This window comes from Streptomyces sp. BHT-5-2, assembly GCF_019774615.1.
Lineage (GTDB): Bacteria > Actinomycetota > Actinomycetes > Streptomycetales > Streptomycetaceae > Streptomyces.
The window spans coordinates 6,037,025-6,062,361 of sequence record NZ_CP081496.1 but is presented as its reverse complement, the minus strand read 5'-3'; the positions used below and the strand labels follow the sequence as shown (position 1 = coordinate 6,062,361).

Sequence of the window (25,337 nt, the reverse complement as noted above, 5' to 3'; positions counted from 1 at the left end):
GGGGTGCCGGGGCCCGGCCGGAGCGGTTGGGCGCACCGGGCCCGGCCGGGCCGGCGGTCAGTCCCGCAGGTAGCCGAGGATCGTCATCATCCCCGACTCCGAGTGGTAGACGTTGTGGCAGTGCAGCATCCACAGCCCCGGGTTGTCGGCGTCGAACTCCACCGCGAGGCGCTGGCCGGGCTGCATGACCGTGGTGTCCTTGCGCGGCCCGCCGTCGGGCAGCCAGAAGCTGTGCCCGTGCAGATGCATCGGGTGCCACATGTCGGTGTCGTTGCGGAACACCAGCCGCACCCGCTCGCCGCCCCGGATCGGATAGCGCTGCGACGGGGTGTACGGGCGCCCGTTGATGGCCCAGTCGAACTTCGCCATGGTGCCGGTGAGCTTCATGGTCAGGATGCGGTCCGGCTGCCGCCTCCGGGCCCGTACGCTCTCGTGCGCCCGGAGCCGCTCCGCGGTCATCAGCGGCCCGTCCAGCTCCCTGGGGTGGACCGAGGGGTCCCCCGTGCGGCCGCCCGCGGTGCGCAGCACGGCCAGTGCGGTCTTGTTCCGGCCCTTGCCGTCGGCGACGGCGACCAGCGGGAAGACCCCGGACCTGGCGGTGACCATGACGTCGTAGCGCTCGGCCATGCCGATGAGCAGCTGCTCGGCGCGGACGTGCTCGACCGGGTTGCCGTCGGTGTGCGTCACCGTCATCCGGTGGCCGCCCAGCGCCACCCGGTAGGCGGTGTCGCCGCCGGCGTTGATGAAGCGGATCCGGACCCGGTCGCCGGGGCGGCAGCGGAAGGTCTCCGGGTCCCACTTCGTACGGCCGTTGATGAGGTGGTACGGGTAGTTCACGTTGCCCGGCATGCCGCCCAGCACGCTGCTGCGGCTGCCGGACGGCAGGAGCCGGGACGGCCCGCTGCGGCCGTGCTTGCCGTGCCCGGTGCCGTCGTCGCGGCGCGCGCTGCGGCTCGCCCGTGCGGTGGCCATGGACGCGGCGCCGGCGGACGCGGAGGTGGCGGCGGAGGCGGTCATGCCGTGCGGGGGCACGCTGCCCAGACCGGCGCTGTTCAGGCCCGAGTTCGCCAGGCCGAGGCCCAGGCCCAGGCCGTCCAGGGCCGGACGGTTGACGTGGGGGACGAGGCCGTCCAGGAGCGGCGGGAGTCCGGGGCGCCCGGCCGGGCCGGCGTCCGTCGCCCCGCCGTCGAAGCGGCCCTGACCGCCGTGGCTGACGGGTTCGTGGTGTCTGCCGGTGCCGTGGGCCGCGGCGTGGCTGGAACTGTGGCTGGAGCTGTGGCTCTCGTGGCTCGACGTCCGGCCGTCGGTGTCCTTGCGGGTGTGCCCGGCGCCGGACCCGTGGCCGCTGCCCGAGCTGTTTCCGTCGTGGCCGGAGCCGTGCCCGTCGTGGCCGGAGCCGTTGCCGCCGTGCATGGCGCCCCGGCCGTGGTTCAGCTCGTCCAGCACGGCGTCCGGGTTGCTGCCGTCCACCCCGTCCAGCCAGTCGTCCAGCACCACGACCCACTCGTGGTCGTACTCCAGCGGCTCCCGGGGGTCGTCGACGATCAGCGGGGCGTAGAGCCCGTGGTCCTGCTGGACGCCGACGTGCGGATGCATCCAGTAGGTGCCGGGCCGGGTGACCCGGAAGCGGTAGTGGAAGGAGGAGCCGGGTTGGACCATGCGCTGGGTGACGTCGGGGACGCCGTCCATGTCGTTGCGCAGGTCCAGTCCGTGCCAGTGCACGGTGGTGGACTGCGGGAGGCTGTTGGCGAGCACCACCGACAGGGTGTCGCCCGCGGTGACCCGGACCACGTCGCCCGGCAGCCGGTCGCCGTACACCCAGGTCGGGACGGTCCGGCCGCCGATGTCGATCCGCTCCCTCCGGGCCTCGAGGTACAGCCGCCGCACCCGTCCGGAGCTGGCGCGCCGGCTCTCGGCGTCGGCGACCTCCGGGCCGTGCGGGTCGACGTAGCGACCGCTTGAGGCGCGGTCCTGTTCGGGCCGGCTCTCCGGTGCGGTGGACGCGCCGGAGGACCCGGCGGAGGCGGCGAGCAGACCGCCGCCGGCGACCGCGATGCCCGCGCCGAGCACGGCGCGGCGGGAGTGCGTATGAAGGGAATCCATGGGGGCAGCACCTCGTGGCGATATGGGAGCGGGGGAGGGGCGCAGGTCCGGGGAGGCCGGGGCGGGCCCGGCCGGCGGTCAGAGGCGCGGCGCGGCCGGCGCGGAGACCGGGGATATCGACCAGGGTCCGCGCACCGGGCGGCCGGGCCGGGCGGCGGCCTTGCGCTGTTCACCCATCGCGGACCTCTCGACGGCCGGGGATCTACGGACGCAGCCTTGCTCCCGGGGCGCCGGCCCCCGGAGGTGGCCCATCGCGCCGCGCTCGCCGCGTCCGGTGGACCGTCTGCCTATTCTTGGTCCTCCCACCCCTACGGCATATCCGGCATTTCGGACGCGCCGTCGGGATCACCCGAACACCAGGATGTCCGTGAGCCCGATCCGTGCCGCCGCAGACGCCCGCACCGGCCCCGCCGCACCGGCCGCCGCCGGCCTGCTGCTGCTCGGCGCGCTCGCCTACACAGCCTGGGTGCTGGAGCTGGTGATCGCCACCGGCCTGGACCCGGTGCGCGCCTACGTGAGCGAGCTGGCCGCCGCCGACCAGCCGCTCGGCGGCCTGTTCCGCGCCACCGACCTGGTCGCCGGACTGCTGGTGCTGGCCGGCGCGCTCACCGCGCTGGCCGCGGTCCGCCGCCGGCCCTGGACGGTGGCCGGCCTGGGCGCGCTGGCCCTCTTCGGCGCGGCCACCGCGCTGGACTCCCGGCTGCCGCTGAGCTGCGCCCCCACCAGCGACCCGGTCTGCGCCGCCCGGGAGACCGCCGGACTGGTCCCGGCCACCCACACCGCACACGCCGTCAGCAGCACGCTGGCCATGCTCGGCGCGCTCGCCGCGCTCGTCCTGCTGACCGTCGCCGCCCGCCGCCACGGCCACTGGCCCGCGCTCGCCCGCCTCGGCCCGCCCCTGGTGCTCGCCGAACTCGCCGCCACCGCCTGGACGCTGGCCGAGGTCGCCGCCCTCACCGCGGGCCGGGGCACCTGGGCGCTCGGCGTCGGCCAACGCCTCCAGGTGCTGCTGGTAGCCCTCTACGTCGCCCTGCTCGCCGGCTGCCTGGCCCGCGACGCCCGCGCCGCCCACACCGTCCGGAACACCCGCGACGCCCGCACCCGCACCCCGTCCGCGCCCCAGGACCCGCCCCGAGGAGCCCCATGAACCCCCGCCCCGCCCCCGGCCGGATACTGCGCGTCGGCGGAGTGCCGCTGCACGTGCTCAGCGAGGGCGCGGGCCCGGTCGTGGTGCTCGGTGCCGGCCTCGGCATGGCGTGGTTCGACTGGGACGCGGTCGCCGCCCGGCTCGTCCCGCACCGCACCGTCGTCCGCTTCGACCGGCCCGGCCTGGGCTTGAGTGCGCCGGCCGCCGCGCCGCCCGACCTCGCCGCCGAGGCGGACCGGATCGCCGCCGTCCTGGACGCCCTCGGCCACCAGGCGCCGGCCACCGTCGTCGGCCACTCGCTGGCCGGCTTCCACGCCGAGGCGTTCGCCCGGCTGCACCCCGCCCGCTGCGCCGGCCTGGTCCTCGTCGACGGCAGCATCGAGGAGGACCCCCGGCCGCGGCTGCCGCGGGAGGTCCGCACCGCCTGGGCGCGCGGCGCGGCCGGCGCGCTCTCCGCCGCCGGCCTGCCCCAGCTCCTCGGCCCCGCCGCGCGCCGCCTGCTCGCCCGCGCCGGGACGCTGGGCCGCCACCCGCGGCGGGGCTGGGAACGCGCCGGCTACCGCACCAGCCGGGTGCTGCGGGCCTGCGCCCTGGAGAACGCGAGCTACCCGTACCAGGCCGCGGACCTCGCCGCGCTGCGCCGGCTGCGTCCGCTGCCCGCGGTCCCGGTCACCGTCCTGGCCGCCCACGACGGCAGCGAGTCGCGCAGTGCGCTGCGCTGGCTGGCCCGGCAGCGGGCGCTCGCCGCGGAACTGGGCGGCCGCTGCACGGTCGCCGCGCCCGCCGGCCACCTGGTCATGGCGGACGCGCCGGACGCCGTGGCCCGGGCCGTACTGGACCTGGGCTGAGGGCCGTCCGCGGCGCGCCGCAGACCGGCCGAACACCGCCACACGGACCGCTCAACACCTGGTCAACAGGCGTTCTGCGGCCGTCCAAGACTGGGCCAAGGCCCTCGATTCCCGTGCCTCCGTGTGCTGACCCTGGTCGCGGCGGGGAAGATGCGGGCAGAAGTCGGCGAGGGGGTCACGGTTCGACGGTTCTGATTCAGGCCAAGGGTGCGTAATGTGACGGTAACCCGCCGGCGTGATACTGGTGGGCCCGAACGCGATGATCCCCGCGCGTGGACAGGCCGAATGACCTGCAAGGATTGGTGAACCATGGACAAGCAGCAGGAGTTTGTGCTCCGGACGCTGGAAGAGCGCGACATTCGCTTCGTCCGGCTGTGGTTCACCGACGTCCTCGGATTCCTGAAGTCCGTGGCGGTCGCCCCGGCCGAGCTTGAGCAGGCGTTCGACGAGGGCATCGGCTTCGACGGCTCGGCCATCGAGGGCTTCGCCCGGGTCTACGAATCCGACATGATCGCCAAGCCCGACCCCGGCACCTTCCAGATCCTGCCGTGGCGCGCCGAGGCCCCGGGCACCGCCCGGATGTTCTGCGACATCCTGATGCCGGACGGCTCGCCCTCGTACGCCGACCCGCGGTTCGTCCTCAAGCGCATCCTCGCCAAGACCTCCGACCTCGGCTTCACCTTCTACACCCACCCCGAGATCGAGTTCTTCCTGCTCAAGGACAAGCCGGTGGACGGCTCCCGGCCGATCCCCGGCGACTCCTCCGGCTACTTCGACCACACCCCGCAGAACGTCGGGATGGACTTCCGCCGCCAGGCGATCACCATGCTGGAGTCGATGGGCATCTCGGTGGAGTTCAGCCACCACGAGGGCGCCCCCGGCCAGCAGGAGATCGACCTGCGCTACGCCGACGCGCTCTCCACCGCCGACAACATCATGACCTTCCGGCTGGTGATGAAGCAGGTCGCGCTGGAGCAGGGCGTGCAGGCCACCTTCATGCCCAAGCCGTTCTCGGAGTACCCGGGTTCGGGCATGCACACCCACCTCTCCCTCTTCGAGGGCGACCGCAACGCCTTCCACGAGTCCGGCGCCGAGTACCAGCTCTCCAAGGTCGGACGCTCCTTCATCGCCGGTCTGCTCCGGCACGCCGCCGAGATCTCCGCCGTCACCAACCAGTGGGTCAACTCCTACAAGCGCATCTGGGGCGGCGCCAACCGCACCGCAGGCGCCGGCGGCGAGGCCCCCTCCTACATCTGCTGGGGCCACAACAACCGCTCGGCCCTCATCCGCGTCCCGATGTACAAGCCCGGCAAGATGGGCTCCACCCGCGTCGAGGTCCGTTCCGTCGACTCCGGCGCCAACCCCTACCTCGCCTACGCCGTCCTGCTCGCGGCCGGCCTGAAGGGCATCGAGCAGGGCTACGAGCTCCCGGCCGGCGCCGACGACGACGTCTGGGCGCTCTCCGACTCCGAGCGCCGGGCGATGGGCATCGAGCCGCTGCCGCAGAACCTCGGCGAGGCCATCGAGCTGATGGAGCGCAGCGAACTGGTCGCCGAGACCCTCGGCGAGCACGTCTTCGACTTCTTCCTGCGCAACAAGAAGCAGGAGTGGGAGGAGTACCGCTCCGAGGTCACCGCCTTCGAGCTGCGGAAGATGCTGCCGGTGCTGTGAGCCCGGACCACCCTCCCGTGTCCGAGCCGACCCGCCGTCGAGAGGCCGCCCCATGGCACTACCCGCTCCGCAGGGACGGCGGAGCAGCACCTTCACCCGGCTCCTGAGGCACGGTTTCACCGACCCCTCCGCGGCCGGCACGCTGCTCGACGCCCCCGAACTCGCCCCGGTGCGCGACGACTCGGTGCTGCTGGAGGCGCTCGGCGCCACCCCCGACCCCGACCTGGCGCTGCGCGGCCTGGTGCGGCTGGTGGAGGCGCTGTCGCCGGCGGAGCGGCAGGAGCTGCTGGCCACCGTCGCCGCCGCCAAGCCGCTGCGCGACCGGCTGCTCGGCGTGCTCGGCGCGTCCGAGGCGCTCGGCGACCACCTGGCCCGGCACCCGGGGGAGTGGCGGTCGCTGGTCACCTACGAGTCGGTCGATCTGCACCCCACCACACCGGAGTTCGAGCAGGCGCTCGCCGACGGCGTCTGGGGCGGGCGGGGCGCCGACCGGCCGCGGGCGGACGCCCTGCGCGTCGCCTACCGCCGCTGTCTGCTGGGCATCGCGGCCCGTGACGTGTGCGGCACCACCGACGTCGCCGAGACCGCCGCGGAACTCGCCGACCTGGCCACTGCCACCGTCCGCGCCGCCCTGGAGATCGCCTACGAGGAGCAGCCCGGCGACGCCGCGCAGTGCCGGCTGGCGGTCATCGGCATGGGCAAGTGCGGCGGCCGGGAGCTGAACTACGTCTCCGACGTGGACGTCATCTACGTCGCCGAGCCGCGCGAGGGCGCCGAGGAGGCCAAGGCGCTGCAGGCCGCCACCCGGCTCGCCTCCCGGATGATGCGGCTGTGCTCGGACAGCACCGTCGAGGGCACCATCTGGCCGGTCGACGCCAACCTGCGCCCCGAGGGCCGCAACGGCCCACTGGTGCGCACCCTCTCCAGCCACCTCGCCTACTACCAACGATGGGCCAAGACCTGGGAGTTCCAGGCGCTGCTCAAGGCCCGCCCGATGGCCGGCGACCTGGCGCTGGGCCAGGAGTACGTCGACGCGCTGGCGCCGATGGTGTGGGACGTCGCCGAGCGGGAGAACTTCGTCGCCGACGTCCGCCAGATGCGCCGCCGGGTCGTGGCGAACATCCCCGCCGCCCAGGTCGACCGGGAGCTCAAGCTCGGCCCCGGCGGGCTGCGGGACGTCGAATTCGCCGTCCAGCTACTCCAGTTGGTGCACGGCCGGACCGACGCCACGCTGCGCAGCGCCACCACCCTGGACGCCCTGGCGGCGCTCGCCGCCGGCGGCTACGTCGGCCGCCAGGACACCGCCGCGCTGGACGCCGCCTACCGCTTCCTGCGCACCCTGGAGCACCGGATCCAGCTCTTCCGGCTGCGCCGCACCCATCTGATGCCCGAGGACGAGTCCGAACTCCGGCGCCTGGCACGGTCGTTGGGGCTGCGCACCGAGCCGGTCGAATCGCTGCGCCGGGAGTGGAAGTGGCACGCCCGCGAGGTGCGCCGGCTGCACGAGAAGCTGTTCTACCGGCCGCTGCTGGACGCTGTCGCCCACCTGGAACCCGGCGAGGCCCGGCTCTCCGCCAAGGCCGCCGGGCACCGCCTGGAGGCCCTGGGCTACGCCGACCCGGTCGGCGCGCTGCGGCACCTGGAGGCGCTGGCGTCCGGCGTGACCCGCAAGGCCGCCATCCAGCGCACGCTGCTGCCCGTCCTGCTCGGCTGGTTCGCGGACTCCGCCGACCCGGACGCCGGCCTGCTGGGCTTCCGCAAGGTCTCCGACGCGCTCGGCAAGACCCCGTGGTACCTCCGGTTGCTGCGCGACGAGGGCGCCGCCGCGGAGAACCTCGCCCGGGTGCTGTCCGCCGGCCGGCTCGCCCCCGACCTGCTGCTGCGCGCCCCCGAGGCGGTCGCCCTGCTCGGCGCCGCCGACGGGCTCCAGCCGCGCGGCCGGGCCGCCCTGGAGCAGGAGGTGCTGGCCGCGGTCGGCCGCGCGGACGGCGCCGAGGCGGCGGTGGCGGTGGCCCGCGGGGTGCGCCGCCGAGAGCTGTTCCGGACCGCCGCGGCGGACGTCATCGGCGCGTACGGCACCGAGTCCAGCCCCGCCGAGACCGACCACGGCCACGCCGTCGACACGGTCGGCACGGCGGTCTCCGACGTCAACGCCGCCACCCTCGCCGGCGCCCTGCGGGCCGCCGTCCGCGAACACTGGGGCGACACCCTGCCCACCCGGTTCACGGTGATCGGCATGGGCCGCTTCGGCGGCCACGAGCTGAGCTACGGCTCGGACGCCGATGTGCTCTTCGTCCACGAGCCGCGCGAGGGCGCCGACGAGCAGGAGGCCGCCAGGGCCGCCCACGCGGTCGCCAACGAGATCCGCCGGCTGCTCCAACTCCCCTCCACCGACCCGCCGTTGCCGATCGACGCGGACCTGCGCCCGGAGGGGAAGTCCGGCCCGCTGGTGCGCTCCCTGGCCTCGTACGCGGCGTACTACCGGCGCTGGTCGCTGGTGTGGGAGGCACAGGCGCTGCTGCGCGCCGAGCCGGTGGCCGGCGACGCGGAGCTGGGGGAGCGGTTCGTCGAGCTGATCGACCCGCTGCGCTATCCGGTCGAGGGGCTGGGTGAGGACGCGGTCCGCGAGATCCGCCGGCTCAAGGCCCGGATGGAGTCCGAGCGGCTGCCCCGCGGCGCCGACCCGACCACCCACGCCAAGCTGGGCCGCGGCGGGCTGAGCGACGTGGAGTGGACCGTCCAGCTGCTACAGATGCAGCACGGCTGGGAACTGCCCGGACTGCGCACCACCCGCACCCGGGACGCGCTGGCCGCCGCGCACGCCGCCGGGCTGATCGGCACCGACGACGCCCGGACGCTGGACGAGGCGTGGGTGCTGGCGGCGCGGGTGCGCAACGCGGTGATGCTCGTGCGCGGCCGCCCCGGGGACACCTTCCCGGCGGACGGCCGGGAGCTGGCGGCGGTCGGCCGCTACCTCGGCTACGAGGAGGGGCACGTCGGCGAGATGGTCGACGACTACCGGCGGATCACCCGGCGGGCACGCGCCGTCGTCGAGGAGCTGTTCTACGGGGCGTGATCCGCCCGCGGCCCGCAGCCGTGCCGTGTGCGGGGTCACACCGCGCGCGGGGTCATGCCCGGAGGGGCTCGGCCACCACCGCGTAGCGCGCCAGCCGGTGCGGCAACCGTCCGTACCAGGCGCGGGCCAGCGCGTAGCCGAACGCCAGGCACAGTACGCCGCCCAGCGCGTCCAGCCAGAAGTGGTTGGCGGTGGAGACGATCACCGTCAGCGTCGTGGCCGGGTAGAGCAGGCCCAGCACCCTCGCCCACAGCGGCTTGGCCAGCAGCGCGATGGTGATGCCGCACCACAGCGACCAGCCGATGTGCATCGACGGCATCGCGGCGTACTGGTTGGACATCGATGCGAGGTTCCCGGACGCCATCGAGCCCCAGGTGCCGTGCTCGATCAGGGTGTCGACGAAGCCGCCGTCCGGCATCAGCCGGGGCGGCGCCAGCGGATAGAAGTAGTAGCCGACCAGGGCGACGCCGGTGGTGGCGAAGAGCGCCAGCCGGGCCGCCGCGTACCGCCCGGGATGCCAGCGGTAGAGCCAGACCAGCACCCCGATGGTCACGATGAAGTGCAGCGTCGCGTAGTAGTAGTTCATCGAGACGATCAACCATGTGACCGAGTTCACGGCGTGGTTGACGGTGTGCTCGACGGCGATGCCCAGGGCGTGCTCGGCCCGCCAGATCCAGTCGGCGTTCCGCAGGGCCTGCGCCTTCTGCTCGGGCACCGCGTTGCGGATCACCGAGTACGTCCAGTAGCTGACCGCGATCAGCAGGATCTCGAACCAGAGACGGGGTGCGCGGGGGGTCCGCAGCCGGGCCACTCGCCCCTTGTCGACCGGACGCTCCGTGTGCTCCCCACTCGCCGGTGGGGCGGCTGACAGGTCGTCCAGAGTCGTCACGTGCGCTTCACCCATGGGAGGACAGTCTGCCAGAAAGGGTTCAGCGCCCGATCATCCTCCGGTCGGGTAAACGACACCTCGCCTCGACCTGGAGGAGGACCGGAGATCCCCAGGGCCCGTAAGGGGCGCCCCTACCGTGCGGCCCGCTGCGGCCGGGGCACCTTCGCGGTGCCGGACGCCGGGGCGGGCGCGGACGCCGTGGAGCCCCGCACCACCAGCTCGGGATGGAAGACGAACTCGCTGTGCGGCGCCGGGGTGCCGCCGATCTCCTCCAGCAGCGCCCGCACCGCGGCCTGCCCCATGGCCTGCACCGGCTGCCGGATCGTGGTCAGCGGCGGATCGGTGAACGCGATCAGCGGGGAGTCGTCGAAGCCCACCACGGACATCTCCCGCGGCACGTCCAGCCCGCGCTGCCGGGCCGCCCGGATCGCGCCCAGCGCCATCATGTCGCTGGCGCACACGATCGCCGTCACCCCGCGCTCGATCAGCGCCGCCGCCGCGGCCTGGCCACCCTCCAGGGTGTAGAGCGAGTGCTGGACCAGCGGCTCCGCCTCCGCGGCGGCCATGCCCAGCTGCTCCTGTGCGCAGCGCAGGAATCCCGCGATCTTCCGCTGGACCGGCACGAACCGCTTGGGCCCCACCGCCAGACCGATCCGCCGGTGCCCCAGCGCGGTGAGATGGGTCACCGCCAGCTCGACCGCGGCCCGCTCGTCGGGGGAGACGAACGGGGCCTGCACCTTGTCGGAGAAGCCGTTGATGAGGACGAACGGCACACCCTGGCCGCGCAGCTGCTCGTAGCGCCCCATGTCGGCGGAGGTGTCGGCGTGCAGCCCGGAGACGAAGATGATGCCGGCCACCCCGCGGTCCACCAGCATCTCGGTGAGCTCGTCCTCGGTGGAGCCGCCCGGGGTCTGGGTGGCCAGTACCGGGGTGTAGCCCTGGCGGGTCAGGGCCTGGCCGATGACCTGGGCGAACGCCGGGAAGATCGGGTTCTCCAGCTCCGGCGTGATCAGCCCCACCAGCCCCGCGCTGCGCCGCCGCAGCCGCACCGGCCGCTCGTAGCCCAGCACGTCGAGGGCGGCCAGCACGGACTGGCGGGTGGTGGCGGAGACACCGGGCTTCCCGTTGAGAACCCGGCTGACGGTGGCTTCGCTGACACCCGCCTGTGCTGCGATGTCGGCCAGCCGTGCGGTCATGGGAGTGGACTGTACCGGGCGCATGTCAGATTGCCCACCAGGTGCAGCTGTCCCCCGGCAGCACCGCAAAGGCGCCGTCGACCGCCACCGGCGCACTGGCGAGCAGCAGTTCCCCGGGCAGCGGGATCTCGGCCTCCTGGAGACGGGTGTTGACCGCGCACAGCACCCCTGGCCGGCGGAACGCCAGCACACCCTCGGGGGCCGCCTCCCAGGTCATCTCCCCGTCGCCCAGGCCCGGCAGACGGCGCCGCAGCTCCAGCGCGCTGCGGTAGAGCTCCAGGGTGGAGGACGGGTCGCCGGTCTGCGCCGCGACGCTCAGCGGGGCCCAGTCGGCGGGCTGCGGCAGCCAGCTGCCGCCCGGCCCGAAGCCGTACGGCGGCAGTTCGCCGGACCAGGGCAGCGGCACCCGGCAGCCGTCCCGGAAGCCGTCCTGGCCGCCGGCGCCGGAAGCGCCGTCCGCCTCCTGCCCGTCGCCGCCGATGCGGCCGCGGAAGAACGCCGGGTCCTGGCGCACCTCCGCGGGCAGGTCGGTGACCTCCGGCAGCCCCAGTTCCTCGCCCTGGTAGAGGTACACGGACCCGGGCAGCGCCAGCATCAGCAGGGTGGCGGCGCGGGCCCGGGCCAGGCCGCCGCCGAGGCGGGTGGCGTGCCGGACGACGTCGTGGTTGGAGAGCACCCAGGTGGTGGGCGCGCCGACGGCGACGCCGGCGGCGAGCGAGGAGTCGACGACGCCGCGCAGCGCCGCGGCGTCCCACGGGGTGCTCAGGAACTGGAAGTTGAACGCCTGGTGGAGCTCGTCCGGGCGGACGTAGAGGGCCAGCCGCTCGACGCTGGGCGCCCATGCCTCGGCGACCCCGATGACGGCCCGGCCGTGGGCCTCGCCGTAGGAGTCCAGCAGCCGGCGCCAGTTGCGGTGGATGGCGTGCACACCGTCCTGGTCGAAGAACGGCAGCACCTGACTGCCGATCAGCCGGGCCTGTTCGCCGTGGCCGATGTCGGGCAGGCCGGGCGCCTTGACCATGCCGTGCGCCACGTCGACCCGGAAGCCGTCCACGCCCAGGTCCAGCCAGAAGTGCATGATCGCGGCGAACTCCTCGTGCACCTCGGGCCGCTCCCAGTCGAGGTCGGGCTGCTCGGGCGCGAAGAGGTGCAGGTACCAGTCGCCGCGGTCGGTGCGGGTCCAGGCCGGGCCGCCGAAGACCGACTCCCAGTCGTTGGGCGGGAGTTCGCCGTGCTCGCCGCGGCCGGGGCGGAAGACGTAGCGCTGCCGGGCCAGGTCCGGGTCCTGGAACCACGGGTGCCGGTCGGAGGTGTGGTTGGGGACGATGTCCACGATCACCCGCAGCTTCAGCTCGTGCGCGGCGCGGATCAGCTCGTCGGCGTCCTGGAGGGTGCCGAAGAGCGGGTCGACGGCGCGGTAGTCGGCGACGTCGTATCCGCCGTCGGCCTGCGGGGAGGCGTAGAACGGGGTGAGCCAGACGGCGTCCACGCCCAGTGCCTTGAGATAGGGGAGCCGGTCGCGCACCCCGCGCAGATCGCCGATGCCGTCGCCGTCGCTGTCGGCGAAGGAGCGGACGTAGACCTGGTAGATGACGGCGTCGCGCCACCACCCCTGGGATCGGTCGTGTCCGGCGGCCTGGGGGGCGGGGCTGGGGGAAGTGAGCTCCTGGGTCATCTGCCGTCCCTGTCAGGTCATGAGGCGAAGGTGTTTCCACGGAGTCAACGCTCGGCGGGGCGGGGGGTGACGGTGCGTCGGCACTCGGGAGGGCCCGTTCCGGCCAAGGGGCCGCAATCCCTTCCAGAATTCTTGCAGAAAAATCTCGCAACATCTTTCGGATTGTTTGCGGCGCTGTTACGTTCCAGACCGCCAACCGAGGCTTTCCCAAAGGAGTTCACATGCGGCGTGGCATACGTGGCACTCTCGCCACCGCGCTGGTAGCGGGCCTGGCACTGGCGGCGTCGGGGTGCGGGAGCGGGGGTGACGGCGGCGGCGCGGCGGGCGGTGAACTGTCCGGAACGGTCACCTTCTGGGACACCTCCAACGACGCCGAGAAGGCCACCTACCGGAAGCTCGCCGAGGGTTTCCAGAAGGAGCACCCCAAGGTCCACGTCGCCTATGTGAACGTCCCCTTCGGCGACGCCAACGCCAAGTTCAAGAACGCCGCGGGCGGCGGCGACGGCGCCGGCGCCCCCGACGTGATGCGCACCGACGTCGCCTGGGTCGCCGACTTCGCCAACCTCGGCTACCTCGCCCCGCTCGACGGCACTCCCGCGCTGGACGACACCGGCGACTACCTCCCGCAGGCCGTCGGCTCGACCAGGTTCCACGGCAAGACCTACGCCGCACCGCAGGTCATCGACACCCTCGCGCTCTTCTACAACAAGAAGGTCCTGGAGGACGCCGGAGTCCCCGTCCCCAAGACCTTCGCCGAACTCGGCGCCGCCGCGAGGAAGATCAAGGCGAAGACCGGCGCCACCGCCCTCTACCTGCGCGGCGACGACCCCTACTGGTTCCTGCCCTACCTCTACGGCGAGGGCGGCGACATGGTCGACGCGGCCCACAAGAAGGTCACCGTCGACAACGCCGCCGGCGTCCGCGCGTTCCGTACCATCAAGCAGCTGGTGGAGTCCAAGGCCGCCGTCACCGACGCCACCGACGGGCAGGAGAACCAGCTCAAGGCCCTCAAGGACGGCACCGTCGCGATGGCGGTCGACGGCCCCTGGGACATCGAGGGCGCCCGCGCCGGCAAGGCGTTCCAGGACAAGGGCAACCTCGGCGTCGCGCCCGTGCCCGGCGGATCCACCGCCCAGGGCGCCCCGCAGGGCGGCTGGGACCTCTCCGTCTACGCCGGCAGCAAGAACCTCCGGGCCGCCTACGCCTTCGTCAAGTACATGAGCTCCGCGCAGGTCCAGCGGGAGACCACCGACAAGCTCAGCCTGCTGCCCACCCGCACGTCGGTCTACAACGACCCCGCGGTCAAGCGGAACGAGATGGTCGCCTTCTTCAAGCCCGCCGTCGACCGCGCCGTCCAACGGCCCTGGATCGCCGAGGGCAACTCCCTCTTCGAGCCGCTCAAGGTCCAGATGAACAAGGTGCTCACCGGCGCCGCCACGCCCGAACAGGCCGCCAAGGCCGTCGGGGACGCCTACCGGAAGCTGCTCAAGGACTACACGTGACGCTCACCGCCCGCATCCGCCGGGCGTTCGGCACCCACTGGTACGCCTGGACGATGGCCGCCCCGGTCGTCCTCGTCATCGGCGTCATCATCGGGATCCCCCTCGTCCGCGGCGTCTACTTCTCGCTGACCGACGCCGACGAGGCCAATGTCGAGCGCTCGATCGGCATGAACCACATCCCCGCCACCTACCACTTCACCGGCCTGGACAACTACCGGGCGGTGCTGACCGACGGCGTCTTCTGGAGCCGCCTCGGCTGGACCGTGATCTGGACCGTCGGCTGTGTCTCCCTCACCTTCCTCACCGGACTCGCCCTCGCCACCCTGCTCAACCGCCGCCTGCGCGGCCGCACCCTCTACCGCCTGGCGCTGATCCTGCCCTGGGCCATCCCGGCCTTCGTCTCCGTCTTCACCTGGCGGATGCTCTACAACGAGAAGAACGGCCTCCTCAACAAGCTGCTGGCCGGCGGCGGCATCGACGCCGTGCCCTGGCTCAACGACCCGACCTGGGCCAAGCTCTCGGTCATCGCGGTCAACGTCTGGCTGGGCGTGCCCTTCATGCTCGTCGCGCTGCTCGGCGGGCTGCAGTCCATCCCGGGCGAGCTCTACGAGGCCGCCGAGATGGACGGCGCAAGCCCCTGGCAGCGCTTCCGCCACATCACCGTGCCCGGGCTGCGCGCGGTCAGCGGCACCGTGATCCTGCTCTCCACCATCTGGACGTTCAACATGTTCCCGGTGATCTTCCTGCTCACCCGGGGCGGACCCGGCGACGCCACCGAGATCCTGGTGACCTACGCCTACCGGCTCTCCTTCGTCGACAGCCCCCGCAACTACTCCGCCTCCGCCACCTGGGGCGTGGTCATCCTCGCCGTCCTCGCCCTCGTCGCCGTCGGCTACCGCCGGGCGCTGCGCAAGCAGGGAGAGGTGTGGTGACCATGGCCCGCACCCGCTCCCGCCGGCACTGGTCGGCCTCCGTCGGACTGCACCTCGCCCTCCTGCTCGCCGTCGTCATCGCGGTCTTCCCGCCGCTGTGGCTGCTGGTGACCTCCTTCAAACCCAGGAACGACGCCTTCACCACCGGCCTCGTCACCCACTTCACCCTCGACAACTACGCCCACGTCCTGACCGGCACCTCCTTCCTCACGTGGTTCGGCAACTCCGTGGTCGTCGTCGGCCTGACCACCGTCATCGGCGTCCTCACCGCCGCCACCACCGGCTACGCCGTCAGCCGCTTCCGCTTCCCCGGCATGCGCCCGCTGCTGTGGCTGCTGCTCGTCACCCAGATGTTCCCGGTCGCGGTGCTGATCGTCCCGCTCTACAACCTGCTCGCCTCCCTCGGCCTGCTCAACCAGCCGCTCGGCCTCGTCCTCACCTACCTGACCATCGCCGTGCCGTTCTGCGCCTGGATGATGAAGGGCTTCTTCGACACCATCCCGGTGGAGATCGACGAGGCGGGCCGGGTGGACGGCCTCAACCCCTTCGGCACCTTCTGGCGGCTGGTCCTCCCGCTCGCCCGCCCCGGCCTGGCCGTCACCGGCTTCTACACCTTCGTCACGGCCTGGGCCGAGGTCGCCTACGCCTCCGCCTTCATGACCGGCGAGGACAACCTCACCCTCGCCGGCGGGTTGCAGACCTTCGTCAACCAGTACACCAACGACTGGGGTTCGATGACCGCCGCCGCCGTGCTCATCGCCGTACCGGCCGCGCTCGTCTTCGCCTTCGCCCAGCGCCACCTCGTCGCCGGACTGACCGCCGGCACCACCAAGGGTTGATATGACTCACCAGCACAACGAAGCTCCTGAGAGCGCCATCCGGCCCACTGACTGGTGGCGTGACGCCGTGATCTACCAGATCTACCCGCGCAGCTTCGCCGACGGCAACGGCGACGGCATGGGCGACCTGCCGGGCATCCGCGACCGGCTGGGCCACCTCCGCGACCTGGGTGTGGACGCCGTCTGGCTGAGCCCGTTCTACGCCTCCCCGCAGGCCGACGCCGGCTACGACGTGGCCGACTACCGCGCCGTCGACCCGCTCTTCGGCACCCTCGCGGACGCCGAGGCGGTGATCGCCGAGGCCCACCGGCTGGGCCTGCGCCTCATCGTCGACGTCGTCCCCAACCACTGCTCCGACCAGCACGCATGGTTCCGCCGCGCGCTCGCCGAGGGCCCCGGCTCCACCGTCCGCGAACGCTTCCACTTCCGCAAGGGGCGCGGCGAGAACGGCGAACTGCCGCCCAACGACTGGGAGTCCCTCTTCGGCGGTCCCGCCTGGACCCGGGTCCCGGACGGGGAGTGGTACCTCCACCTCTTCGCCCCCGAACAGCCCGACTTCAACTGGGACCACCCGGCCGTCCAGGACGAGTTCCGTTCCATCCTGCGCTTCTGGCTGGACCTCGGCGTGGACGGCTTCCGGGTGGACGTGGCCCACGGCCTGGTCAAGGCCCCCGGCCTGCCCGACATGGGCCACACCGGCGAGCAACTGAAACTCCTCGGCAACCAGTCCCTCCCGTTCTTCGACCAGGACGGGGTGCACGCCATCTACCGCTCCTGGCGCACCGTCCTCGACGAGTACGCGGGCGAGCGGATAGCCGTGGCCGAGGCATGGACCCCCACCGCCGACCGCACCGCGCTCTACCTCCGCCCCGACGAACTCCACCAGGCATTCAACTTCCACTACCTGAACACCGGTTGGGACGCCACGGAGCTCCGGAACGCGATCGACTCCTCGCTCGACGCCATGCGCCCCGTCGGCGCCCCGACGACCTGGGTCCTCTCCAACCACGACGTCGTACGCCACCGCACCCGCCTCGGCGGAGACCTGGCCCGCGCCCGCGCGGCCACCCTCCTGATGCTGGCGCTGCCCGGCTCCGCCTACCTCTACCAGGGCGAGGAACTCGGCCTCCCCGAGGTCACCGACCTCCCCGACGAGGCCCGCCAGGACCCGTCCTTCTTCCGCGACACCGGGCAGGACGGCCTCCGCGACGGCTGCCGGGTGCCGCTGCCCTGGAGCGGCACCGAGCCCCCCTACGGCTTCGGCGACGGCGGCAGCTGGCTGCCCCAGCCGGACGACTGGGCCCCGCTCACCGTCCAGGCCCAGACCGGCGACCCGGCCTCCACCCTGGAGCTCTACCGCAGCGCCCTCGGACTGCGCCGTACGCATCCCGGCCTCGGCGCCGGCGACACCGTCGAATGGCTGGACGACGCCCCCGACGGCGTCCTCGCCTTCCGTCGCCCCGGCGGCCTGGTCTGCACCGTCAACACCACCGACACCCCGGCCCGGCTGCCCGTCCCCGGCCGGCCGCTCCTCTCGTCCGGCCGGCAACTGCCGCTGCTGGACGGCGACTTCATCCTTCCCGCCGACACCACCATCTGGTGGGAGGAGTGACCCGTCCGGCTCCCCGGCCCGCCCCGCGCCTCTCCGACATCGCCGCCCAGGCGGAGGTCAGCGAGGCGACCGCCAGCCGTGTCCTCAACGGCCGGCCGGGCGTGGCGGCGGGCACCCGTCAGCGGGTGCTCGCCGCGCTCGACGTCCTCGGCTACGAGCGCCCGGTCCGGCTGCGGCGGCGCAGCGCCGGTCTGGTCGGCCTGGTCATCCCGGAGCTGACCAACCCGATCTTCCCGGCCTTCGCCCAGGTCATCGAGCAGTGTCTGGCCGGCCATGGCTACACCCCGGTCCTGTGCACCCAGACGCCGGGCGGAGCCACCGAGGACGAACTCGTCGAGCAGTTGGAGGAGCGCGGCGTCACCGGCATCGTCTTCCTGTCCGGCCTGCACGCCGACACCGCCGCCGACCCCTCCCGCTACACCCGCCTGACCTCCCGGGGCGTGCCCTACGTCCTGATCAACGGCTACAACGACCGGGTCGACGCGCCCTGTGTCTCGCCCGACGACCACGCCGCGGCCCGGATGGCCGTGCGCCACCTTGTCGAACTGGGCCACGAGCGCATCGGTCTGGCCGTCGGCCCGGCCCGCTACGTGCCCTCCCGCCGCAAGGCGGAGGGCTTCACGGCGGCCCTCACGGAGTCGTTCGGCCTGCGGAGGGGGCAGGCCGAACGACTCGTCCAGCACACCCTGTTCAGCGTCGAGGGCGGCCACGCCGCGGCCGCGGCCCTGCTCGACGACGGCTGTACGGGCATCGTCTGCGGCAGCGACCTGATGGCGCTGGGCGTGGTGCGGGCGGCCCGGCAGCGGGGGATCGACGTCCCCGGTCGGCTCTCCGTCGTCGGCTTCGACGACTCCCCGCTGATCGCCTTCACCGCCCCGCCGCTGACCACGGTGCGGCAGCCGGTCCAGGCGATGGCGACGGCCGCGGTGGGCGCGCTGATCGAGGAGATCCAGGGAAACCCCGTCCAGCGCACCGAGTTCGTCTTCCAGCCGGAACTCGTCGTACGGGGATCTACCGGCCCCGTGCGGCGGCGTACGTGACGAACGCCGCCCAGGCCCCGGCCGGAACTGCGAGCCGCGGACCGCCCTTGTCCTTGGAGTCCCGGACGTGAACGGTGGAGGGGCAGGCGGCGATTTCTATGCAGTCGCCGGAGCTGCCGCTGCTGTAGCTCGACTTGCGCCAGGAGAGGGCGACCTCTACGCAGTCGTCGCCCGAGCTGCCGCTGTAGCTGCTCTTGAACCAGGTCAGTTCGGGGGTGCTCATAGCGCTCCTCGGATCTGCTTCAGCAGGCTCCCGGAGTCTTCGGGGGTGAGAGCCTGTGAAAGCAGTTTCGCATAGCGCATGTAGAGGGTGCTGACCGTCTGTGGGTCGGTGATGAACTGGCTGCTCTCCTGTCCCTCGCAGTAGCCGAACCACTGGTTGTCCGGCGTCTCCAGCAACTGCATCGGCCCGTCCAGCCCGGGGTGGACGCCCCGCCTCAACGGCATCACCTGCACGTCCACGTTCCGGAGCGTCATGCACTCCAGGACATGGTCGATCAGCCCCCGGACGGTGTCCGGGCCGCCGGTGGGGCGCAGGAACACATGCTCGTCGATGAAGAAGCTGAAGGTCGTGTTCGGCCGGTCCCGCAGCAGTTTCTGCCGCTCCAAACGGGCGGCCACTTGGGTCTCAACCTCCTCCTCGGACAGCAGCGGGACGCGGTTCTCGAACAGCGTCCGCGCGTACGGCTCCGACTGTAAAAGCCCAGGGACCAGGCGGCATTCATAGGTGTAGAGATTGATCGCCTGCTTCTCCAGCTCCGCCCACTCCCGGAACCACCTGGCCAGCCCCGGCTGTTTGGACAGCCGCCCGGCCGCCTTCCGCAGCACCCCGTTCGCGCACAGCGCCTCCTCCGAGCGGTCGATGAACTTCTTCGACGGGAGGCGGCGGCCCTGTTCGACGGAGCCGATGTAGTGCGCCGAGTACCGGATCACCGGCGACAGGGCCTCCTGCGTGAATCCCGCGTTCTCGCGAAACCCTTGATACACGGCGCCGAAGGTCCGCAGACTGCCGGAGGGCTCCGGTTTGCCGCCGTCGTAGTTGTCGGTGCTGCTGCTGTCTTCCATGTCGGGTGCTCCCGATGTCAATGGTGCTGACGTCCCCGCAAGTCACACATGGTTACGGCCCGTTACCCGACCCGTCCACGTACTCAACTCGTACAGTTCCCGAAGTACGACCTGAGTTCCTGGCGTACGAGGTCGCTGACCAGCACCGTTTCCCCCATGTCAGCCCAAGTAGCAGCCCCCGCACGCATGTTCACGCAGCGTTTCAGTGCCACCCGGCGGGGCGCCCGCCTCGCGCGCTATCTCGCCGTCCAGCAACTCGACGTGTGGGGCTTTCCGTACGACGGCGAGGTCTCGGACGCCGCCTCCGCTATCGTCGGCGAACTCGCCGCCAACGCGGCTGTCCACGGGCGGGTGCCCGGCCGGGACTTCGAGCTCCGGCTCGTCAGGCTGCCGGGCCCGGCCCGGTCGGGCACCCTGCGGATCGAGGTCGCCGACACCCGGACGGAGCGGCGCCCACCGGCCCCGGGGGCGCTCGTTCCGCCGTCGGTCGACTCCGAGACCGGCCGTGGGCTGATCGTCGTCGCCGCGCTCGCGACCAGCTGGGCCGTCCTCGACCGGCCCCCGGTCGGCAAGATCGTCCGGGCTGATCTCGAACTCCCGGAGAGGTGAGACGACGCAGCCTCAGGCGGCCGGGCGGCGCGCGTGGAAGACGCCCCAGCGCAGCAGGCCGCGACCGGCGATGTCCGCCCAGAGGGGGAGATTGGCCCGCAGCTCGTCCACGTAGGCCGGGCTGATGACGTTCCGCAGCTCGGCCGCGCGTCGGTGTACGTCCTCGTCGAGGCGCGCGTAGTGGGTGGCGAGGTCCGGGGTGCGGTCCTCGAAGTCGATGTCCTTGAGGCCGAGTTCGGAGAGCTGCTCCAGATAGAAGGACGGTGTCGCCGGGGTGTCCACGCCCAGGCGGGAGAATGCGGGCCGTACCGCCTCGGCGGGCGTCTCCTCGGCCGCCATGATGTCCGAGAAGACCAGGGCGCCACCCGGTTTCAGCACGCGTACCGCCTCGCGCAGCGCGCCCTCCCGGTCCGCCACATGGCACAGCACTTCCAGCGACCAGGCGACGTCGAACCGCTCGTCCTCGTAGGGCAGGTCGTTGAGGGAGCCGGTGGTGACCTCGATCAGGCCGTCCAGCCCGCGTCGGGCGTTGGTCGCACGGTGGCGCCGGTTGTGCTCCTCGCTGAGGTCGAGGGCGACGACGTGGCAGCCGAAGCGGGCGGCCAGTGCGCGGGACGAACCGCCGTATCCGGAGCCGAGGTCGAGCACGGTGGCGTGCGGGCCGAGCAGGTCGGCGGCCTTGTCGGCGGCGCGCTCGACGGTGCGGTGCGAGGCGTCCGCGATCGGCTCGTCGTCCTGGGTGTAGATGCCGACGTGGATGTCCTCGCCGCCCCACACGGCGTCGTAGAAGGCGTCGACGTCGCCGGTGTCGTAATAGCCGCGGGTCGCGGCGTCGTGGTGCCGGTGCGGTGTGCCGTCGTGGGTGTTCTCGGAGACGTTGATCATGACGAGGGGATTCCCCGCTGTCGGCCGGGCAATTCGCCCTGCCTGCCGGAGGGGTGACTATGCGCCAACGGGCGCCGCCTGGTGGCCGGTCCGGTCGGCCGGGCGCGTAAAGACCGCCGTGCGGGTGGCCCTCCGGCCGGCCGGACCGGCTCGCCTGGGAACGTAACACCGTTGCAATCTCTTGCGAAAGGTCTTGCAGCAAGCGTTCTCCACGACTAGAACCAGGGGCCATGCCCTCCACCGCGCACCGCGCCCGCCATCGGGCCGTCGCCGTCCTCGCCCTGCTCGCCGGCGCCGCCGCGCTCGCCCTCCCGTCGCAGCCGGTCGCCCGGGCCGCCCCCGCCGGAGGGCAGGCCAAGGCCGAGGCCCAATGGATCGACCGCGCCACCGTGGTCTGGAAGGGCGCCCAACGCGCCGACGCCCGGCTGGAGTTCGGCGAACCAGGACACCCCGCGGGCCGTATCCGGCTCACCCCCGGCACCCTCACCCCCGCCGAACGGGCCGCCTACCCCCACCTGGCCGGCTACCCCGCCTTCACCGTCGACCCCCGCGACCGCGCCCTCGCCGCCACCGCCCTCCGGCAGCGGCTGACCGCCACCCAGCGCACCCCCGACGGACCGCACACCACCGGCGTGCAGATCCCCGGCGTCCTCGACGACCTCTACGGTGCCCGAGCCCGACACGCCGCCCTGGGGCCGGTGTTCCACCGCGGTGTCCCCACCCTCTCCGTCTGGGCGCCCACCGCCCGCACCGTCGCGCTCGAACTCGCCGGCCGCCGCGTCCCGATGCACCGCGACGAGGCGACCGGGGTGTGGAGCGCACGGGGCGACCGGCACTGGACCGGCAAGCCCTACCGCTACCTCGTCACCGTCTGGGCCCCCGACGCCGGCCGGACCGTCACCAACGCGGTCACCGACCCCTACGCCACCGCGCTGACCACCGACTCCGCCCGCAGCCTCGTCGTAGACCTCGCCGATCCCGAACTCGCCCCCAAGGGCTGGGCGCAGCTGCGCAAGCCCGCGCCGGTCCCGCTGCGCCGGGCTCGCATCCAGGAACTCCACATCCGCGACTTCTCCATCGCCGACCCCACCTCCCGCCACCCCGGCCAGTACCTCGCCTTCACCGACACCGGCTCCGCCGGCATGCGGCACCTGAGGGCCCTCGCCGCCGCCGGCACCACCCACGTCCACCTGCTGCCGGCCTTCGACTTCGCCTCCGTCCCCGAACGCCGCGCCGACCAGCAGCGCCCCGACTGCGATCTGTCCGCGCTGCCCGCCGACTCCGCGCGCCAGCAGGAGTGCGTGGCGCGGACCGCCGACCGGGACGGCTACAACTGGGGCTACGACCCGCTGCACTACACCGTCCCGGAAGGCTCCTACGCCTCGGACCCCGACGGAACCGCCCGGACCGTCGAGTTCCGCCGCATGGTGCAGGGCCTCAACGGCATCGGCCTGCGCACCGTCATGGACGTCGTCTACAACCACACCGCCGCGTCCGGACAGGACGACCCGCACTCCGTCCTCGACCGCATCGTCCCCGGCTACTACCACCGGCTGCTCGACGACGGCACCGTCGCCACCTCCACCTGCTGCGCGGGCACCGCGCCCGAACACACCATGATGGGCAGGCTCGTCGTCGACTCCGTCGTCACCTGGGCCAGGCAGTACAAGGTCGACGGCTTCCGCTTCGACCTCATGGGCCACCACCCCAAGGCCAACATCCTCGCCGTCCGCAAGGCCCTCGACGCCCTCACCCCGGCCCGGGACGGCGTCGACGGGAAGTCGATCGTCCTCTACGGCGAGGGCTGGAACTTCGGCGAGGCCGCCGACGACGCCCGCTTCGTCCAGGCCACCCAGCGCAACATGGCCGGCACCGGCATCGCCACCTTCAGCGACCGGGCCCGCGACGCGGTCCGCGGCGGCAGCCCCTTCGACGCCGACCCCCGCGTCCAGGGCTTCGCCTCCGGCCTCTTCACCGACACCAACTCCTCACCCGCCAACGGGAATCCCGACGCCCAGCGCGCCCGCCTCCTGCATTACCAGGACCTGATCAAGCTCGGCCTCACCGGCAACCTCGCCGACTACACCTTCACCGACACCACCGGCCGCCGGGTCAAGGGCTCGCAGATCGACTACAACGGCGCCCCCGCCGGCTACGCCGCCGCCCCCGGCGACGCCCTGGCCTACGCCGACGCCCACGACAACGAGACCCTCTACGACGCCCTCGCCTACAAACTGCCGCAGGCCACCTCCCCGGCCGACCGCGCCCGGACGCAGGTCGTCGCCCTGGCCACCGCCGCCCTCTCCCAGGGCCCGGCGCTCTCCCAGGCCGGCACCGACCTGCTGCGCTCCAAGTCCCTGGACCGCAACTCCTTCAACAGCGGCGACTGGTTCAACGCCCTGCACTGGACCTGCACCGACGGCACCAGGGACGGCAACGGTTTCGGGCGCGGTCTGCCGCCGGCCGCCGACAACAAGGACAAGTGGCCCTACGCCGAGCCGCTGTTGGCCGACCCCGCCCTCCGCCCGGACTGCGCCACCCGCACCGCGGCCTCCGCCGCCTACCGCGACCTGCTCCGCATCCACGCCGCCGAACCGGCCTTCGGCCTGTCCACCGCCGCGGCCGTCCAGTCCGCCCTCTCCTTCCCCCTCTCCGGCCCGGACGAGACCCCGGGCGTCCTCACCATGCGCCTGGCCGACCTCGTCGTCGTCTTCAACGCCACGCCCCGACGGCAGACCCAGACCGTCCCGGCCCTGGCCGGACGGCCCTACACCCTGCATCCCCGCCAGGCCCACGGCGCCGACCGCATCACCGCCACCGCGGCCTACGACCGGGCCTCGGGCACCTTCACCGTCCCGCCCCGCACCGTCGCCGTCTTCCGCCGCAGCTGACGCGGGGGAGAAGCGGGGGAGGCGCAAGGGAGCAGCGGGCGGGGACGGGCCCAGGGTCCGGCTACCCGACCCGCTTCTCCAACAACGTCACGGCATACCGGCTCCCCCCGCTCCCCTCCTTGGCCGGCTGCTCGCCCACGACCGCATAGCCCGCGCCCTCGTAATACGTCCGCAGCCGCGGATTGCTCGCCACGCAGTCCAGCCGTGCCCAGGGCCGCCCCGACTCCGCCATCCGCCGCTCGGCGTGGGACAGCAGCGCCCGCCCGGTCCCCGCCGGAGCCCACGAGCGGTCCACCATCAGCCGGTGCACATACCCCGCCACCGGTGGCTGCGGCCCCCACGCCGGCTCGTCCTCCCACCACAGCTCGAAGCCGCCGACGACCCGCCCGGCCGCCTCCGCCAGCCAGACCTCGCCCTCCTTGATCCGCAGCCGGAAGTGCTCCTCGTCCTTGCCGCCCGGCTTCCACTGGTCTATGCCGTGCGCCACCATCCACCGGGCCGCCGCGTCATACAGCCCGACCAGAACGGCCGGGTCGCTCCCCGCCTCGGCCGGCCGGTACATGATCTCGTCCATGCCCGGGATTCTGCCGCAGCCCGGGCCCGGCCCGGCCGGGTGCGCCGGCCTCACGCCGTCTGCGGAAGCTCCAGCAACCGCCCCACCAGATCCGCGAACATCCCGTCCGCGGGCTCGTCGGCCAGCATCCGGCGCACCACCTGCGCCATCCCCTCGTCGTACGCGGCGCTGACCGCGGCCAGCGCCGCGAAGTCGTGCACCAGCTGCCGTTCCAGCTCGGCGCGCGGCACCCGCCGTCCGTCCAGCCACAGCAGCGCGGTGGTCTCGGCGAGCGAGATCCAGGACCGGACCACCAACTCCAGCCGGGGCGTGGGTGCCTGGGCGTCCACGTCGAGGTGGGCGAGGATCTGGGCGTAGGCGGCCTGGCGTACGCCGTCTATCATCGCGCCCGTACGGGACGAGCCGATCGCGGGGCCGCCGCGCATCAGCGCCGAGAAGCCGGGCCCGTGCTCGTCCACGAAGTCGAAGAAGCGCTCCATGACGCGCAACAGGCGGGCGCCGAGCGGCCCTTCGTGCGGTTCGACGAACCGGGCCGTCAGCTCGTCCGCGGCGCGCCGCAGGGCCGCCTCGTAGAGCTGCTGCTTGCCCGGGAAGTAGTGGTAGACCAGCGGCCGCGATATGCCGGCGGCCTCGGCGATCTCGTCGATCGAGACGTCGTCGGGGGAGCGGTGACTGAAGAGGCCGAGTGCAACGGCTATCAACTGCTCCCGTCGCTCCTCGACCCCCATCCTGCGGCGTGCCCCGGTGGCCATTCGCCCACCCTAACGACCGCCCGCGCCACGG

19 protein-coding genes and 1 pseudogene are annotated in these 25,337 nt (G+C 72.9%); 11 read left to right on the top strand and 9 right to left on the bottom strand.

The genetic code is table 11. From position 1 onward, the window contains the following. Positions 1-57 precede the first annotated feature (57 nt). A complete protein-coding gene (locus tag K2224_RS26795; RefSeq protein ID WP_221909141.1) occupies positions 58-2,103 on the bottom strand; it encodes a multicopper oxidase family protein in 2,046 nt (681 codons plus the stop codon). Between the two features lie 367 nt (positions 2,104-2,470). Between K2224_RS26795 and K2224_RS26790 the strand changes: the two genes are divergently transcribed. The 4 genes from K2224_RS26790 (at position 2,471) to K2224_RS26775 (ending at position 8,845) form a co-directional block, all read left to right on the top strand. After that, entirely contained in the window at positions 2,471-3,250 is a 780-nt protein-coding gene (locus tag K2224_RS26790; RefSeq protein ID WP_399019786.1) for a DUF998 domain-containing protein, read from the top strand. Continuing rightward, the gene (locus K2224_RS26785; protein ID WP_221909140.1) at positions 3,247-4,098 is read left to right on the top strand and encodes an alpha/beta fold hydrolase; all 852 of its coding nucleotides are present in this window, start codon (positions 3,247-3,249) and stop codon (positions 4,096-4,098) included. Before K2224_RS26790 ends, K2224_RS26785 begins: the two co-directional genes overlap by 4 nt. Positions 4,099-4,407: 309 nt before the next feature. Next, complete coding sequence (glnA, locus tag K2224_RS26780) at positions 4,408-5,769, top strand: type I glutamate--ammonia ligase (protein ID WP_221909138.1); 1,362 nt, start codon at positions 4,408-4,410, stop codon at positions 5,767-5,769. A gap of 52 nt (positions 5,770-5,821) precedes the next feature. Then, complete coding sequence (locus K2224_RS26775; protein WP_221909136.1) at positions 5,822-8,845, top strand: bifunctional [glutamine synthetase] adenylyltransferase/[glutamine synthetase]-adenylyl-L-tyrosine phosphorylase; 3,024 nt, start codon at positions 5,822-5,824, stop codon at positions 8,843-8,845. 52 nt (positions 8,846-8,897) lie between these two features. Here the strand turns inward: K2224_RS26775 and K2224_RS26770 are convergent, their stop codons facing one another. The 3 genes from K2224_RS26770 to K2224_RS26760 all read right to left on the bottom strand — a co-directional run bounded on the left by K2224_RS26770 (position 8,898) and on the right by K2224_RS26760 (position 12,605). Further along, the gene (locus tag K2224_RS26770) at positions 8,898-9,749 is read right to left on the bottom strand and encodes a phosphatase PAP2 family protein (protein WP_221909134.1); all 852 of its coding nucleotides are present in this window, start codon (positions 9,747-9,749) and stop codon (positions 8,898-8,900) included. A gap of 116 nt (positions 9,750-9,865) precedes the next feature. Then, positions 9,866-10,930: a LacI family DNA-binding transcriptional regulator gene (locus K2224_RS26765; RefSeq protein ID WP_221909132.1), complete on the bottom strand. Its 1,065-nt coding sequence runs from the start codon at positions 10,928-10,930 to the stop codon at positions 9,866-9,868. A 25-nt stretch (positions 10,931-10,955) separates the two neighbouring features. Then, a complete protein-coding gene (locus K2224_RS26760; RefSeq protein WP_221909130.1) occupies positions 10,956-12,605 on the bottom strand; it encodes a glycoside hydrolase family 13 protein in 1,650 nt (549 codons plus the stop codon). Positions 12,606-12,826: 221 nt separating this feature from the next. Between K2224_RS26760 and K2224_RS26755 the strand changes: the two genes are divergently transcribed. The 5 genes from K2224_RS26755 to K2224_RS26735 are packed head-to-tail and all read left to right on the top strand — an operon-like array spanning position 12,827 to position 18,530. Beyond that, entirely contained in the window at positions 12,827-14,107 is a 1,281-nt protein-coding gene (locus K2224_RS26755; RefSeq protein WP_221909129.1) for an extracellular solute-binding protein, read from the top strand. Beyond that, on the top strand, positions 14,104-15,039 hold the full coding sequence (locus K2224_RS26750; protein WP_221909128.1) for a carbohydrate ABC transporter permease: 936 nt from the start codon (positions 14,104-14,106) through the stop codon (positions 15,037-15,039). The genes K2224_RS26755 and K2224_RS26750 overlap by 4 nt, the downstream gene beginning before the upstream one ends. Before the next feature lie 2 nt (positions 15,040-15,041). Beyond that, positions 15,042-15,878: a sugar ABC transporter permease gene (locus tag K2224_RS26745; protein WP_221909121.1), complete on the top strand. Its 837-nt coding sequence runs from the start codon at positions 15,042-15,044 to the stop codon at positions 15,876-15,878. Position 15,879: 1 nt separating this feature from the next. Beyond that, complete coding sequence (locus K2224_RS26740; RefSeq protein WP_221909120.1) at positions 15,880-17,490, top strand: glycoside hydrolase family 13 protein; 1,611 nt, start codon at positions 15,880-15,882, stop codon at positions 17,488-17,490. Further along, a complete protein-coding gene (locus tag K2224_RS26735; protein WP_221909119.1) occupies positions 17,478-18,530 on the top strand; it encodes a LacI family DNA-binding transcriptional regulator in 1,053 nt (350 codons plus the stop codon). Before K2224_RS26740 ends, K2224_RS26735 begins: the two co-directional genes overlap by 13 nt. Here K2224_RS26735 and K2224_RS26730 read toward each other — a convergent pair. Next, positions 18,502-18,753, bottom strand: a complete 252-nt coding sequence (locus K2224_RS26730) for a DUF397 domain-containing protein (RefSeq protein WP_221909117.1) — start codon at positions 18,751-18,753, stop codon at positions 18,502-18,504. The two genes, K2224_RS26735 and K2224_RS26730, sit on opposite strands and share 29 nt — an antisense overlap. Then, positions 18,750-19,595 (bottom strand): helix-turn-helix transcriptional regulator, encoded by an 846-nt coding sequence (locus K2224_RS26725; RefSeq protein ID WP_221909107.1) that lies wholly within the window; start codon positions 19,593-19,595, stop codon positions 18,750-18,752. The genes K2224_RS26730 and K2224_RS26725 overlap by 4 nt, the downstream gene beginning before the upstream one ends. A gap of 156 nt (positions 19,596-19,751) precedes the next feature. Here K2224_RS26725 and K2224_RS26720 point away from each other — a divergent pair, with 156 nt between their 5' ends. After that, positions 19,752-20,204, top strand: a complete 453-nt coding sequence (locus K2224_RS26720) for an ATP-binding protein (protein WP_260693346.1) — start codon at positions 19,752-19,754, stop codon at positions 20,202-20,204. Between the two features lie 12 nt (positions 20,205-20,216). Here the strand turns inward: K2224_RS26720 and K2224_RS26715 are convergent, their stop codons facing one another. Beyond that, complete coding sequence (locus K2224_RS26715) at positions 20,217-21,089, bottom strand: cyclopropane-fatty-acyl-phospholipid synthase family protein (protein ID WP_221909081.1); 873 nt, start codon at positions 21,087-21,089, stop codon at positions 20,217-20,219. Between the two features lie 281 nt (positions 21,090-21,370). Between K2224_RS26715 and pulA the strand changes: the two are divergent. Beyond that, positions 21,371-23,980, top strand: a pseudogene (gene pulA / locus K2224_RS26710) (pullulanase-type alpha-1,6-glucosidase); the annotation flags it as partial. A 61-nt stretch (positions 23,981-24,041) separates the two neighbouring features. Here pulA and K2224_RS26705 read toward each other — a convergent pair. Both K2224_RS26705 and K2224_RS26700 read right to left on the bottom strand, forming a co-directional pair. Beyond that, a complete protein-coding gene (locus tag K2224_RS26705) occupies positions 24,042-24,554 on the bottom strand; it encodes a GNAT family N-acetyltransferase (protein ID WP_221909070.1) in 513 nt (170 codons plus the stop codon). A 50-nt stretch (positions 24,555-24,604) separates the two neighbouring features. Continuing rightward, entirely contained in the window at positions 24,605-25,306 is a 702-nt protein-coding gene (locus K2224_RS26700; RefSeq protein WP_221909062.1) for a TetR/AcrR family transcriptional regulator, read from the bottom strand. Positions 25,307-25,337 lie beyond the last annotated feature (31 nt).